Genomic DNA, 15,015 nt, shown 5'->3' with positions numbered 1-15,015 from the left:
TATAGCCTTAGAATGGTTTTGTTATCATTTAATTTTGGTGAGCTGCCCAGCCTGCCGGTCTAGGAGAGGTACTGCGGGCTCTTCCGCCTCTGAATCCAGGAGGATTTGGTTGCCTTGCCCGTGACCTGCCACTTCTATCATTGGACATGTTGGCATTCACAGGGAATCTTCCTTGTCCGTATATTTCCTGGCAACCCATACAAACTGCCATTTCTGTAGTAACTCCAGCTCTCATAGCAACAGCTTTGGTAAACCTGATATCTGCCACATTACTTCCTCCGTTAATCAGCGCTTGCGCAGCGTCTCCCTCCGCGCAATTGCCTAATCTGCATCCGCCGGATAAATGCATTCCACCACCACTTAAGCCAATAGCATGAGTATTAGTGGCAGCATCATAAGCACTAACCACTACTTTGCTGGCAGGTATGTTGGCATCTCTGGCGGCAGATGCATTAGTATGTAATAGCTGTATTCTGGCTGTTTCTAATGCTGCTGCTGCTGCGGCGGCATCTGCTAGAGCTTGTCTAGTTGCTGCTGCTCTTGCTGCTTTTTGAGCTTTCAGATCCTCTTTTGCTTCCCGCGCATCGGCTACTTTTTGTGCATTAGCCATTCTGTCCGTATGTGATCTTTGTCTTCTTTCTTGTTTAGTAAGTTGTGGTTGTGGCTTTGGCTTTGGTTTAGTCTGCTTTTTAGAACCGGAAGAATCAGAGGAGGCCGCTTTTATTTTCGGCGTTGGGGTTGAATGGATCTTAAATGCAGGGATACTTAAAACAGCTACGACAGCTACTACTACAATTGCTATAACTGTGTATCCAAGAATTTCTATAGAGCGCCCGTCTCCATCGCTGAATGTAATGGGGTTACCTCCGACAAATGCAAACAAGTTTAAGCCATCTATTGTGCCTGCCGGGTCGGGATTGAGCCATCTCCCCAGCCAGGAGACATAATATCTTCTGCCATAATAATAGAGACCGGTACTGTTATCACATTCCTTGCCTGAATACCTGTATGTCTTAAGCGATACATCAACCTGATTAGGCCCAGCTATAAAAGAAGTGCCACCATAAGGGAAATACTCTTCATAGCTTACTAAAAGCCCTTGCTGATCAAGTTCGACGGCTACGGAGCCAAGTTTATTGGTCATTTGATACCTGAGCTGATCGGGGGCAGGTTTGCTAAGGGTGCTTCCGGGGCCGCCGGCGATCCAGTGATAGACTATGGCCAGGCATACAGATCCGTCCATGATACGCAGCGTCTGCCTGTCTGTAGTGATACTGCGTGTGCCATCATTAGCCTGAATACCTTTGCGTAAAACTTCATAATTGCCATAATAGATTGTGTCACTATAATTTGTTGAACTGGCATTCACATATTGCTCGCATACTTTCCTGGTTCTCTGTTCTGAGTTGTCATATACGTAATAATCTGAATCACTGTTCTCATTGGGCCGCTCAATACCAGTAGCTGAAACTAAATTTTCACAACAGTTATAGCTGAGGGAAACCATATTATTGATGGCTAGCTGCTGCTGGTTCCCTGATGCATCATATTTCAGTAGCTGCAACTGATTACAGTTTTCCAACACCGATGTTTCTGTGCCCCAGGATGACGAAACAGCAGTATGTTGTTTTTTGACAAGGTTTCCGGAGTCATCATAAGTATAGTTCTCTGTATAATTTTCTATGGCCTGGCCATCGCTGAGCGGCGACTGACTGAATACCGACTGCATGAAACTTCCGTCAGTGCTGTTGTTTTTGTAAGTATTGGCACTGATACCCATGTGCTGTCTTCCGGTGGCCCGGCTAAGCCGATATAAAGAATCGTATTGGCAGATTAAAGCGGGGTCTACCTTCTGGTTGTTATTAAACACAGTGGCGATAGAAGCATCGCGGGTACAGGAAATATTGCCAACAGGATCATAGGTATAATTAATATCCTGTACTACTTTCAGCGCCTGCTGAGTACCGGACTGGCTGAGGAGTCGTATCAGGCGCTGGGTAGAGGCTTCGTAGTTATAACCGGTCGTCACACCATTCCCATACACAACCTGTATGCGCTGGCGGTTGGCGTCGTAGCTAATATTTTCTATAATAGCTATTGTATTACTTCCAGTAGTTAATGAAATTGAAATGAGCAGGCCTTCCAGATTATAAGTGTTTACTGTTGTGTTCCAGCTAACAGCATTCTCCTGTACGGTATCACTTAACAAAAGGTTCAGGGCATTGTAGGTATTAATACTTGTGCAGCTGCTGGTCTCTAAGGGAACATTGTCATGCCAGTTAATCGCTGTCTTGTAAACCGAGGTCATTTGCCTGTTATTTTGAAGTACACTGCCCAGCATACTGTAGGAGGAATTGGTAGCGATACCTGAGAGATCTTTCAGCCTGTAGATTTGTCCGCGCAGGTTGGCATCTTTTGGTGCCTGCGTATCTTCGCCATAGGTAAACAGCTCCACCAGGTTAAAGCTGTCGAAGTCAGTGACAGGGTCGGTTCCCGGTACTTTTTTTACCAGTAAATGTGTTCGCCTTTGTAAACCATCATAGTAGATCACCTGGCAATAATCCCTTGCGCTTAAAGACCAGACCAGGTGATCAAAAATATTGCTGAAGTGTTTCTGGATTCCCGCATCAGCACTGTCTGTCACAAAAGGTTGTTCAGCACTCATGCTGTATTGATATTTCAGGTTATAATAGGCGGTTCCTTTACTGATGTTACTGGCGTATAGCCGGGGATCGGTTTCAACGAGTTTTCGCCCTGTTATATCCAGTCCATAAAAAGTGATGAGTTCACGTGGCGGAGTTGTATCATTGAGTAACTGAATGCTCCTGATTACATTTCCCATATTATCCATAACCGACTTTTCGGGTGTATTATAAAATGCTGCTGCAGCATCGAGTGCATTTTTTTCATCTATCTGTTCCTGTGTAGGATTTGCCGGGTAAGCGGCTATGAAATTTTTGTAATACACGGCATCAGTTATGGTATCGTCTTCATCAAAATGAACCTGTTCCCAGGGTGTAAATTCAATTTTTGAAAAGAACCCTTTGGGGGTGTCAACCCGAATGATCCGCAATAAGGGGTCATAATGCGTGATGGTCGGTGGCGGTACCTGATAAAGACTGGTTATTTCTTCCTGTGTCTCATAAAAAGGAGTGTTACTGAAATAGGGCAGAAAGCTTTCGCAGACCTCACCTTTATTGTTGTATACACTGCGACCGGAGACCAGCCATTGAGGTTTTGAGTGATAAGGCTCTGTTTCTGTTTTCGAGCCCAGTGAGCGAGACATGCCATCACTATAAGCGATTGCTGTCCGGCAGGAGAAAACAGTTGTTCCTCCGGGATTTGTGGCATAGTTTTGCCGCTGTAGATCAATCGCATTGACGGGTTGCTTTCGATCCACATAAGCATTCAGGTCATAATAGAAATAGCTGGAAGCACCCTGAAGATAATATTCCTTATTTGTGTCGTCTTTTATAACTGATTCAAAATCAATAGGTTTTTTGTCAGGTGTCAGTGTTCTTAAAATATATTGGGCCGGGTTTCCATTATAGGGGTACAACAGCATACCGCCCACCGAAAGCCCGTTTTCTTTGCCAAATAAAGAGGTGACAATGACCTGGCCCAGTGCATCGAAGATAACCTGAGTTACATTTCCATTGATATCAACCTGCTGTTTGGGCGCCATTGCCTGGTAATCCATTGTCGCAGTCACCACATTGGTTACCGGCGGTAGGGTGGTTATATAACTGGTAGTTGTAACAGGTGCCAGGTAATAAACATCGTAGGTTACAGTACTTTGTGTGCCCAAAGCTGAATTTGTACCCGATGGCAGATAGAATCCGGATGCCGGATAATAGCTTTGAACAGATCCCTGGTTTTCCCAATAGCCGCTTTCTATATCATATACATAACCTCCGAGCTGTTTAATTGCATCCTGGGTAAGCCTCTGACCAAACATGGCTGTAATGTTATCATTGCTGAACTCTGCTGTTGCAATGTGGTGCAGTAATATCTGCGGAGATACATTGCCAAATGATAGTACGCCACCCGATGGGTCACAGAAAAAGGAGCTTACCCTGCTGAACTGTTGTGCCTGGACAGAAACTGATGGAGGGGCCAGGTAAGGAATAATACTATTTAATGCGGTCTTAACAATTGAACTGAGCTCGTCAAACGAGAAATAGCCGGATGGGGGATTGGTAATTCCTAACAGATTAAATTGCAGTTCTTCATATTTAATTCCACGCAGACGAAGAGAAAAATCATTGGCTGAGCTATTGTAGTATTTATCGGTCGTTATAATTCCTTTTATATGATACTGTTCGGGGTAAGCGGGGTTTTGCACGCCGCGTCTGGGTATATAGATTGTGCAGGATTGCAGTGGCTGGCCGCAAAGCAAGTCGGTTTGCAGCACAAAATGCTGTTCTACCCTTGGATCTTCGTCATTGCGTTCATAATGATAAGTAATGCTCTCCTTTGGATTGACCATAAATACTGCATAGCGGCCTTTGCAGGCAGGCTGGATCAGGACTACATTATAATTCGATTCCTCAACAGTATAGGGTTTGTCCGAATCCGGAGATCCGTCAAGGGCATATACTTCTGTACGCAAAGGTTTTGATGCCAATGCCTTATAAGCTTCTGTAAAAGTTTTCTCATTACTGGTATAAATGTCGGGCGAGAACTGACTTTGCGGGAGATCATATGCACTCTTGTCATTACTGAAAAATTCACTTTTATACTGCCTGAGCAATTTTTCATATTCCGAAGCCGGTGCCCCGTTCAGGAACCAGCTTTTGGTGTAAACGGGTGGAACGAACAACTCTTTGTTTAATTCGGTAACCGGGTAGTCGGGATTTGTATAGCTGGCTTGAAACTCCTCAAAGGTTTCTGTATCCCAGGATTCAATAAAACCAAAACCCATAAATTGTTTCTGCTCAGGATCATAATAACCATCGTGGTATTTGTACTTTGTAACATAACGGGATGATGAAAGCGCTTCATAATGAGTGATTTCCTCAACAAGCTGCACTGGAAAAGGCAGTTTGGTTACCCAGGGTTTACCGGTCAGTTTATCTTCAAGCAAAAATTTTGTGGAGCTGCAGTAATTCACACAACTGACCAGTCCCATATTATTATCTATTTTGTTTAACAGGTAAGGCTTTAAAGACTGTTTTAAAGTCCCGTCAGCCAATGTTAATTCACCTGAAAAATTATAATAATAGTGTGTCGGAACAGGGGATATCTTTGTAAAAACCAAACAGGAAGTTCCATTTCCAAGTATATCTGCAAAGCTGATCCGGTCGGCAGCGCCAAAAAAGTCGGGTAAATAAACGACTACAGCATCTGAAAATGAGTTGCCCGATTGATTTAAAAATAATTCAATCCGGTCTGGATATACATAAGCCAGATCGGCTGTGCCTGAACCGTCTATATCTGCTAAAAAAAGCTGACCAGTATCAAATGTTTCATCAAATACAGGGGCGTTGGCAAAGGTTACCTTTTTTCCAAATTGCCCGTATCCCAGACATGGCCAGCATTCTACTGATCCGCTGCTGATCTTCACGCGGTGGGAGAGCCCGTCACCAAACATATTGGCAAAGGTTACCAGCTCCTGCTGGTAACCATGTTTGATCAGGGGAAAATTATTTTGATTGGGAACCGTATGTGCTGCACTGTATCCTTTTTTTCCTGCTGAAGGGTAGTACAGGAGCTTATCAGTTTCGATAAGCAGTAAGTCTGATCTCCCGTTTGCCGAGAGATCAGAGAATTCCATATCCGGGTCTGAAATGGTGGTTGGATATTGTTCAAAGGGGACAAAATTATTCCATCCACCTTCCAGTGTGCGCTCATAAAAGCCAGTTGTATCAGGAGTTTTTACAACCAGTTCCAATTGCCCGTTTCCATCTATATCTGTCAGGACAGACCTGCCATTTTGTATATTCTGGTGGGTAGGGAAGCTGGCGTTAGCCATAGGGAGCCTGTATTTTCCATCGCCAAGCGGTTCTATGTAAAGACTTGTTATATCATCACTGAGCAAAAAACCTGGTAGTCCTTCGCCATTCAGGTCAACTGGTAAAAACTGTGTCGCATTCAGGTAACCGGGAATTGTATCTCCGCCCATCTGGAGCAATTTAAACTCTGGTGCAGCAGGTGGCTGAAAAGCAGAATAACTAAACTCCAGAGGCGGTAAAACCTGGGGATCTGTCAGCTCTTTTCTGAAGCCTGTGAGCGTTGCTTTAGTCAGCATAGACATTCCCTGAAATACTACCGGTGTATATTCCTGGAGGTTTTTATAAGTGAATACTAGTTCTTTCACCATAAGGGGTTCACCCAGTTCATCTGGAAAATGATGAATCATTTGGATGCTCTGACATAAGCGACAGGTCCGTATTTCAAAGCCGCTATGATAGAATGAGAAGAGGTCTTGTCTGCATGGCCAACTGGTTTGGGGAGCGTCTTTTGCAGGTTGTCCATAATTAAAAGCAATCTCGAATGCAAAGTTTGTATCTGTTTTTGCATCTACATAATTACCATATTGTATCGTACTGATGTAGCGGTTGGCTGTATAACTTCTGTTTACTTCATAGGTATTGCCCGGAACATTTACTGAATTTTCGGCAGCATAAGTGTAAATAATCAGGTTTCCTTTATTGTCTGCTGATTGGTCAATCAACCATTCAAATATCTGGCTGGGATCATCAGGATTAGCTATTTGTGTATCGGTACCATAAAGGTTCTGGGTATTGTCAGCAGTGATCACTTTCCAGAAAGAGAGGCTTTTATCTGCATTTTGCCAATGCTCGATCTGTGAAAATGAATTTTCAACTCTGGGGATATAAGCTGTTACCTGACAGGTTTGTCCTTTGTACTGATCACTGCGCGGATTGGGCAAAGCTATAGTGTTATCTTGTGGAACCAGTATATCTCCATCCAGTTCATATTTGTCAGTTACATTGTACTTAGGAATTCTCTTGTTGATTTTGATTGAAATTTTTGACAAAGACAAAGAAAAGCCCAGGCCAAAAATGCCATTGCCTGATCCGGAACTATAATCGAGACTTAACTGCGGTTCAAACCCTCTCGCTGGGGTAACCGGAATAGGGATGGAGTACTTACCCGCACCCGAAAACAGGTTGACATTAAAAGAATCGCCGAGGCCTTTTACAGCACCGCCGCCTTTAGGAAAGGCAATTTCCTTCGCTGCAATTTTTGCTGCGTCCGGAGTTTTTTTATCAGACTCTGACATATTATATACGTATACAAGTTAATTGAATAGCGTTTTTAGCTGATGACATAAGACATTGCTGGAGATTGTGCTTTACCCTGATTGATGGGTACGGGAATTGGGCTATAGTCTAATTATAGAGAAAGCAAATGCGCTGTCATACTTAATTGGTAAACTAAAGGCAGGTCGTTAAATGTTGGGGGGATGGATAGACTTATTTTTAAGCCCATATAAGAGATAGGCTTTTATAAAAAAATGATAGAAGGACTTGTCTTGACCTTCATTAAAATTTAAAGCTAAAGCTGAGGCTTGAGAGAGCGTTGTACTTTGCATATTAAAATTGATTAGTCTATGCCTAATTTACAACTATCATTTCATATTTAGCATAAAAAACAATTTATTCTTTATTTATAAAGAAAATATTTTCATTATATGGCCTTTTGTCGGTTTGTTCGGGCTGAAGAATGGTGTAGAATAATTGAGCTTAGCTCTTTTAGGAATAAATGAATGTGTGCCTTTTTGGGTAAATAGTTTGTTTTTATATATCTAATGTTCGTTTTTGAAAGATTTTGTTTTTGAAAATTAAAATTACTCGTCGGTATTTTGGGAAATTATGAATTTGATAATAGTATAACTAATAGGCAATGTTACCATTTTTGAGCCGATTTTATGTAACTTATTAAAGTGTTCTGTTTTGTGGTTATTGTTTGATATATAGGAGGTTGTATTGTTGATTTAATCTGTTGATTTTTGATTTTAAATTTCTACACTGTTTTTGTTTAATCTTATTTTAATTCTTGTGTAAAATTATTATCGCATCTGTTTTAGATTGAAATTAATGCAGGTCTGTACTATCAAATGTCTCAAATACTGCCTTTATAAAAATATCCGAAGCCGAAAATGAAGCTTGAATGTAGTTTGAAAGATTCACTAAGGTTGGCCAACTGACTATGTTTAATACCAAATGGATGCATCAGCCAAAACAATATTGTTTGCTCCTTCATCGGGAAAGATTTTAAAAATAGATCATTGAACAATAAATGGTTTAGATGCTGCCTGTTTGTAAATAATTTTGATAGTAGGCAAAATAGTAAGCTCTTTAGGCGTATCATTATAATTTACATAACGATCTACGGGTATCTGAAATTCATCCTTATTTTTACCTGCTATTCTAAGAGAATCTAATCTATCGGTTGTAATAAAAAATGAAATTTGAAAAGTTTGCTCTTTTAATCCGGGTTTAATTATCCAGGAACCACTAGATCTTTCTATGGCATCTTTTGCTGTCCTAAAAAAAAGACCCTGAACATTCAACAAATTTTGGATAGCAATCACCTTACCCTTATCTGAAACGGTAAAATTAATAGTGGAAAACCCACACATCGAATTCTCTGCAAGCATTTTGGATACATTAGGTTTACTAAAGAAATTTACAACGGAATTATCTCTATTATCATAATATATGGTGCTCTTCTGTTGAGCTTTTAAGCTGATGCTTAGGGTTAATAATAAAAGAGTAATGAATGTTTTCATGTTTAAATATTTAAAATTGATTGTATTTATGACTATGTGTAAAATGTTTTCAATAACTTACTGAAAACATTTTATACGTAGAGCCTTAGGTGCAATCTTTTGTGAAGAAATCATTTGTGATGCATTATCCATAGTAATTGAAAAGTTATAATCTTTGTTTAATTTATCCAGTAAATCTTTGTATGTAACAGCAAAATCAGATGAAGGGGTTTTTCCGTCGTTATATAAGGAACTAATAGCCCACTTGAAATAATCTTCTTTTGATTTTTTATTACCATCACTCAACCAACTGCTTCTGCTATAGTTCCAACATATGTTGCTAATATAATTAAGTGATCTCTTATGGTGCGGCTTTGGGGATTGATTATTTACTGGCTAATTATAATTTGAGCGACAATATACCGTATAATAAGATCGGAGATATTCCCGACAATTATATCAACGATTTTAATACCCCAACGATCCGTTATAACTTTGGAATAGGCAGGAAGGAACTGATTAAAAACGTTGGTTTTAAAGAGAACTATCGCTGGTAGGGTAAGTTCTACTGGAGTTCTAGTTTTGCTTCCGGAGATGTACCGGCATTCGGTTCATTGGATGCTCAAGTCAACTTTAAAATTCCTTCTGTAAATTCAATGATCAAAATAGGAGGTTCAAATGTGCTGAACAAATACAATTTACGTCTTATGGAAATCCGGCAGTAAGAGCGATTTATTATGTGGCGTATGCGTTTAATCCTTAGGTTTTCTGGATTATACAAAATTGTTTGGATAGTTTATTAGAGTTTATCCAAACAATAATATGAATCATTCATAAAGGATGAAACAAACCTAAATGTTAAAACGAATGCGCATGATTCATTTTAGGAAAATAATAGATTAAATCGGGGCTAAATGAGTTCTATTATAACCTTATTCGTCAACACAAAATTTAATAGCTAATTTGCCAAAGCCTATTACTTTACATTGGACCATTACTAGGATCTTAATTTATCCACGAGTTATCTGGACAGTTTTTAGTTCATAAAAATTAGTCTGCATTTCTCCATAACAAGTTGTAAGGGAGAACCTCGCGATATTGGAATCATATTTTCGCATATTGTCTTCGATAATTAGGTCATCAGTTAGTTGAGATGCAGTGGCAAATACATATATTGGTTTATTCATGATGAAAATATTGTAAAATTCATCTATTGTCAACCCATTTGTACTTCTATTTCTTAATAGAAGTCCGTGATATAGTTTATCAAAGTACTCTTTTTGTTTCGACTTTATAGCCTCTTGCAGACGTCTCGCACTTATTAGAATCTGATTCGTAAGTTCTCTAACTTTTGCGGAAAAACCTTGTTTAACGTGAATTAGGTAAATTTCCTTTCCAGATATGTGTAATATATCGCATAGCTCCACACCTTCAACAATGACTTTATCAAACACAATATAGTTCTTAACCCCATCATAAAGTAGATTATAGTCCCCTTCATCACCATATTTTGAATTAACCGCATTATATGCCCAAGGTTCATAAACAATACTATTCATCAATTTAGAATTTCGCAAAATACGTTCAGTTTGATCAATAAGACTATCGATAAATGAGTTTTTCAATTTATACCACTTACCGTCTACTAGAAATACTGACTCGTTCCTTAGAGAAAATTCTGCATTGAAATGAAACATAAAACCTGAAGTTGCTGTCTGTTTTCTTCCTATATAGCACTGAATGTGTACTCCGTAAAGGTAGAACATTATATTTCTTTGATTATTGCTATGAAGATGATAAGCTCTTTTGATTACCTCTGGATATATTTCATCTTTGTTGAGAACTGTTTTAAAGAGACCGTCTTTCTTTTTGCCAGATTCGGTTCTTTCTACTAATTCGTAATGCTCAGCCTCATAGAATGCTTCAATTTTATTAGGATTACAAAAATCGAATTCAAAAATTCCTCTTGGATCAAAATCTGTACGAAGTAAATATGGAATATTATCGTAAATTTTCCGCATTAATAAAGCTCGAAGTTCTTCGAGGTACTTCCATTCTCTGATTTGGATATATGAACTTAAAAAGTCCTTGGGGACCATTGTCATAATCGTACTCAATTCATTTATTAGAACATGTAATTTGTTGAAATCTACCTCTTTATTGATTTTGAATGCTCTCCCAACAGCGATTTGCATATTTTCCGCAGGTTTCGATAGAAATTTTGAGAAGTGCAACACACTAGTCTCGTTGGCTAGTTTGATGTGCAATTCCTTTGGTACTTTTCCAAACTGCAAATAATTAATCATTCGGTATTCATCTCTATATTGTTCACTCATACCTACTCTTTGGCCAGTTAATCCTCTAGACTTAGTAGATGTAGCAAAGTCATTTTCTAATGATATTATTCTGTCGTACGTCAGAAGACCAAATAGATGGTCAATGAAATTCGCAATTATCCAATAGGCGGAACCACCTACAATTGCAAAAAGCTCATGTTCAGATTCAATGAAGAGTATAAGATTTACACTGGTTTGTGAGAATTTCTCATTTTCTTTTAATTCTTCTGGAAGAAATGTAGACCAATCGGAATCTTTTTCCTTTGTCGTATAGGTATGGAGATAATAATTAATGTTATCTTTTCTGAAATTATTTAATCTGGGATTTTGATGATCAATCTCTCTTTTCTTTTTACTATATGATCGGAATATAATATTTTTAATTATCTCGATTGTGTCTTTAAGTTCATGAAGATCTTTGTGTAGTTTATCTATTTTAAAAATATTGGGAACTATTGTCATCGAGCGTTAATTTAATTTTTTTAGGTAAATTTATTTCTTTGTTGTATTGCGAATGTACAAATAATTAATACAACATAAGGGAACGAATCTGAGATGTAGACTATTTCGTATTTAGATACTACTATTCTTATGAAAATAGTTTCTACGTAATAATTTTTTAACCATAATAACTAAGATTAAAATACTTAATTTAGATTATAAGTTAATCGTTACTCATTAAATAAATGGCAAAAATTCACACCTTAAAAATCTCAAATTTTAGAGGAATTAAGAACTTTGAACAAGTTTTCGGGGATGAAAAATTCATCTGTCTAATCGGAAGAGGGGATTCTGGAAAGACCTCCATTTTAGATGCTATCTCATTCGTGCTGTCTCCAAATTGGAATTTAGCTTTTTTTGATACGGATTTCTTTAATTGTAATATAGAAAATCCAATTATTATAGAGGTATCTCTCAGTGAACCTCCTGAATATCTTCTCCAGGATAATAAATATGGAATGTATTTACGTGGATTAGATGCAAGGAATGTAATCCATGATGAAATTTTAGATGCTCACGACGATATTTTGACTATCAGATTAACTGTTAATAAAGACCTTGAGCCAATCTGGGAAGTGATTTCAAATCGGCAAGATCCAATAGAAATTAAAAGCTCTGATAGAGCAAGTTTGAATGTCTTTCTTGTTGCTGATTATATCGACCGTCATTTTTCATGGAGTAAGGGCAATCCGTTATATGCACTTCTGAAGCAGGGAGAGTCCAAATTAGATAATGCAAATGTTATAATTGATGAAATGCGTAAGGCAAAAGATCAGATCGACCATTCTAATGGCTTTGGTTATTTAAATGAAACAGTAGATAAGGTGAAAATATCAGCTGCGAAATTAGGTTTTGATATTTCCAATGCCACAACCACTATTGATGCAAAGGAATTGAATATAAAGGATGGAAAAGTGTGTTTGCATGATGGAAATATTCCTTTTAGACTTAAAGGTAAAGGCTCAAAAAGACTGATATCTGTCTCCATACAAACCGAACTGGCCAAGTTAGGTGGTATACTTTTGATAGATGAGATTGAACAAGGCCTGGAACCAGACCGTGCGCAGCATCTTGCAAGTATCTTAAGAAACAATAATACAGGCCAGATTTTCATCACAACACATTCTAGAGATGTATTAGTCGAGTTAGAAGCGCATAATCTTTTTCGTGTGAAGAAGAACTCCTCGGCATTATTCCCTTTTACAGATGATCTGCAAGCCTGTTTAAGAAGTAATCCTGAAGCATTTTTCGCAGAGAGAATCATTGTTTGTGAAGGACCAACTGAAGTTGGATTTTGCAGAGCAATCAATAAATCAAGAATTAATCAAGGAAAAGATAATATTACTTTAAAAGGGATTCGCTTAGCCAATGGAATGGGAGCTAACCAAATTAATTACGCCATGGGATTTAATTCTGCTGGCTACGATGTTTGTATGTTTTGTGATTCTGACGCTCAATCAATAAATGAGAAAAAAGCCATGCTTCGGGCAGAAAACATAAATATTATTGATACCGACCAGGATAAATCCATCGAGGCGCAGATATTTTCGGATCTCAATTGGGCAGGCATTGAGGAATTGATTAATTATAGGTTGACATTTAAAGATGTAAACCATATTAGAACTCAAGTTGCTAAGTATTATCCAAACGATTTCGTTGAAGATACATTGACTAAAGATACAATTGAAGTTAGGGAGGCTTTAAGTAAAGCCTCAACGGAAAAGGAAAAAGATTGGTTTAAAAGAACTGACCATGGGGAGTTCTTAGGTGAAGTCTGCTGTAGACATTTGGAATCGTTAAAGGAGAAAAAGTTGTTTTTACAGATTGACGAATTAAATAAATGGATAGACAATGCTTAATATTTACCAATTCCTATCGCATAAAAAAACAATATTAATTGCTCCGGCTGGTTACGGAAAAACCCATACAATTGCTGCTGCAATGGACATCCTTAAGATAAAAGGCAAGCATTTAATCTTAACGCATACTCATGCAGGCATCGGCTCTATAAAAGAAAAATTAAAGAAGGAATGCATTCCCTCTAATAAATTCCACGTCGAAACTATATCTGGTTTTGCACAACGATATGTATTATCGTTTTACAAGGGGATTGATATACCAAACTTGAATGATAAGAACTATTTCAGCTTTATTCTCGAAAAAGCTTTCTATTATTTTAGGCTTAAACCAATACAAAAAATCCTCTTAAGAAGTTACGATAGCCTTTTTGTTGATGAATATCAAGATTGTACTTCGACACAACACGAGCTTATCCTATTAATATCTGCATTGTTTCCAACTAGGTTTCTTGGGGATCCGTTGCAGGGTATATTCCAATTTAATCCTTTAGATCCATTGGTAAATATGAATGATGAAATCCAAATGAAGGATTTTATCTCAAATAAATATACACTTGAACAGCCGCAAAGATGGTTAAGGGGAAATAACGAAACACTCGGAGAAAACCTAAAGTGTATTCGTAGTGAATTGCTATTGGGTAATCCAATAGATCTAAGTCTTTATTCTGCGATAGAAAGTCATTGTTATAATGAAGAAGATCTCAATATTCCAACTAGTTTATATTATAAAAAATTAAGCGATTCAATAAAAGGTGACAGTTTATTAATCATTCATCCTAATTCCACAAGTATACATCCTCGTATATCTTTAATAAAAAAATTTAACAATAGGTTTTTACTGCTCGAATCTATAGACGACAAGGATTTCTACAAGCTGGCCGGTAAATTTGATAATGTTTTTCAAGGTGGATATACATTAGTGCTTAAAGAGGTTTGTTTAGCGATTTTTAATAAAACTGAACTTGGTAAATGGTTTAACGAGAAAGGACTTATATCAAAAACTGGCGAAAATGAAAAAAGTTTAATCAAACCCCTGAAGACCCTGTTAGAGGAGATTAATTTATGCCCATCATTTAATAAGTTGAGAAGCGCTTTACTGGAAGTTTCAAAACTTCCAATGCTTAAATGCTATAGAAAAGAAATTTTTAGTTGCTTATGTAAGGCATTACAACATGCGGATAATGAAAAAACAACAGTTGCGCAAGCAATGGCCGAAATAAGGAACTCTATTAGGAGGTACGGCAAGAAAACAAATGTAAAATGCATAGGTACAACGTTACTCACCAAAGGTTTGGAATTTGATACTGTTATTGTACTTAACGCTCATCAATTTAACTGCCCGAAACATTTATATGTCGCTTTTACAAGGGCTTGTAAAAAGCTAATTGTTTTTTCAAATAGTAATGTCTTAACTACAAAGTCTATTAATATCGGTTAAATCTGTAATTAATTTATTCTCTATAGAATGTTTAATATATTAATTGTGGAATTGCAACAATAAAATGGACATTGGGTTAAGCTGCAATATTTTGTTTATTTAAGTTTTGACCAAATTCCTCCGGGGACATGTAGCCCAATG

Annotated in this window: 6 protein-coding genes; 3 read left to right on the top strand and 3 right to left on the bottom strand. The window is 37.9% G+C overall.

From position 1 onward, the window contains the following. Positions 1–28: 28 nt before the first annotated feature. Together HDF25_RS25500 and HDF25_RS25495 are read right to left on the bottom strand one after the other, a co-directional pair. Complete coding sequence (locus HDF25_RS25500; protein WP_184629248.1) at positions 29–7,249, bottom strand: SpvB/TcaC N-terminal domain-containing protein; 7,221 nt, start codon at positions 7,247–7,249, stop codon at positions 29–31. 1,005 nt (positions 7,250–8,254) lie between these two features. After that, positions 8,255–8,761 carry a hypothetical protein gene (locus tag HDF25_RS25495; protein ID WP_184629247.1) on the bottom strand — a complete coding sequence of 169 codons (507 nt, stop codon included), beginning with the start codon at positions 8,759–8,761 and terminating at the stop codon, positions 8,255–8,257. Between the two features lie 332 nt (positions 8,762–9,093). On the opposite strand from HDF25_RS25495, the gene HDF25_RS25490 reads away from it, so the two are divergent. Beyond that, positions 9,094–9,297, top strand: a complete 204-nt coding sequence (locus HDF25_RS25490) for a hypothetical protein (RefSeq protein WP_184629246.1) — start codon at positions 9,094–9,096, stop codon at positions 9,295–9,297. A gap of 453 nt (positions 9,298–9,750) precedes the next feature. Here HDF25_RS25490 and HDF25_RS25485 read toward each other — a convergent pair whose 3' ends face one another. Next, positions 9,751–11,538 (bottom strand): DUF6119 family protein, encoded by a 1,788-nt coding sequence (locus tag HDF25_RS25485; RefSeq protein ID WP_184629245.1) that lies wholly within the window; start codon positions 11,536–11,538, stop codon positions 9,751–9,753. Positions 11,539–11,762: 224 nt separating this feature from the next. On the opposite strand from HDF25_RS25485, the gene HDF25_RS25480 reads away from it, so the two are divergent. Beyond that, entirely contained in the window at positions 11,763–13,436 is a 1,674-nt protein-coding gene (locus HDF25_RS25480) for an ATP-dependent nuclease (protein WP_184629244.1), read from the top strand. Beyond that, positions 13,429–14,874, top strand: coding sequence for a UvrD-helicase domain-containing protein (locus HDF25_RS25475; protein ID WP_184629243.1), 1,446 nt, complete (start codon positions 13,429–13,431; stop codon positions 14,872–14,874). The genes HDF25_RS25480 and HDF25_RS25475 overlap by 8 nt, the downstream gene beginning before the upstream one ends. The last annotated feature ends 141 nt before the right edge of the window (positions 14,875–15,015 follow it).

Source organism: Pedobacter cryoconitis, from assembly GCF_014207135.1.
GTDB classification, from domain to species: Bacteria; Bacteroidota; Bacteroidia; order Sphingobacteriales; family Sphingobacteriaceae; genus Pedobacter; species Pedobacter cryoconitis_D.
Note: the sequence above shows the minus strand (reverse complement) of the source record. Positions and strands in the feature narration are given on the sequence as shown.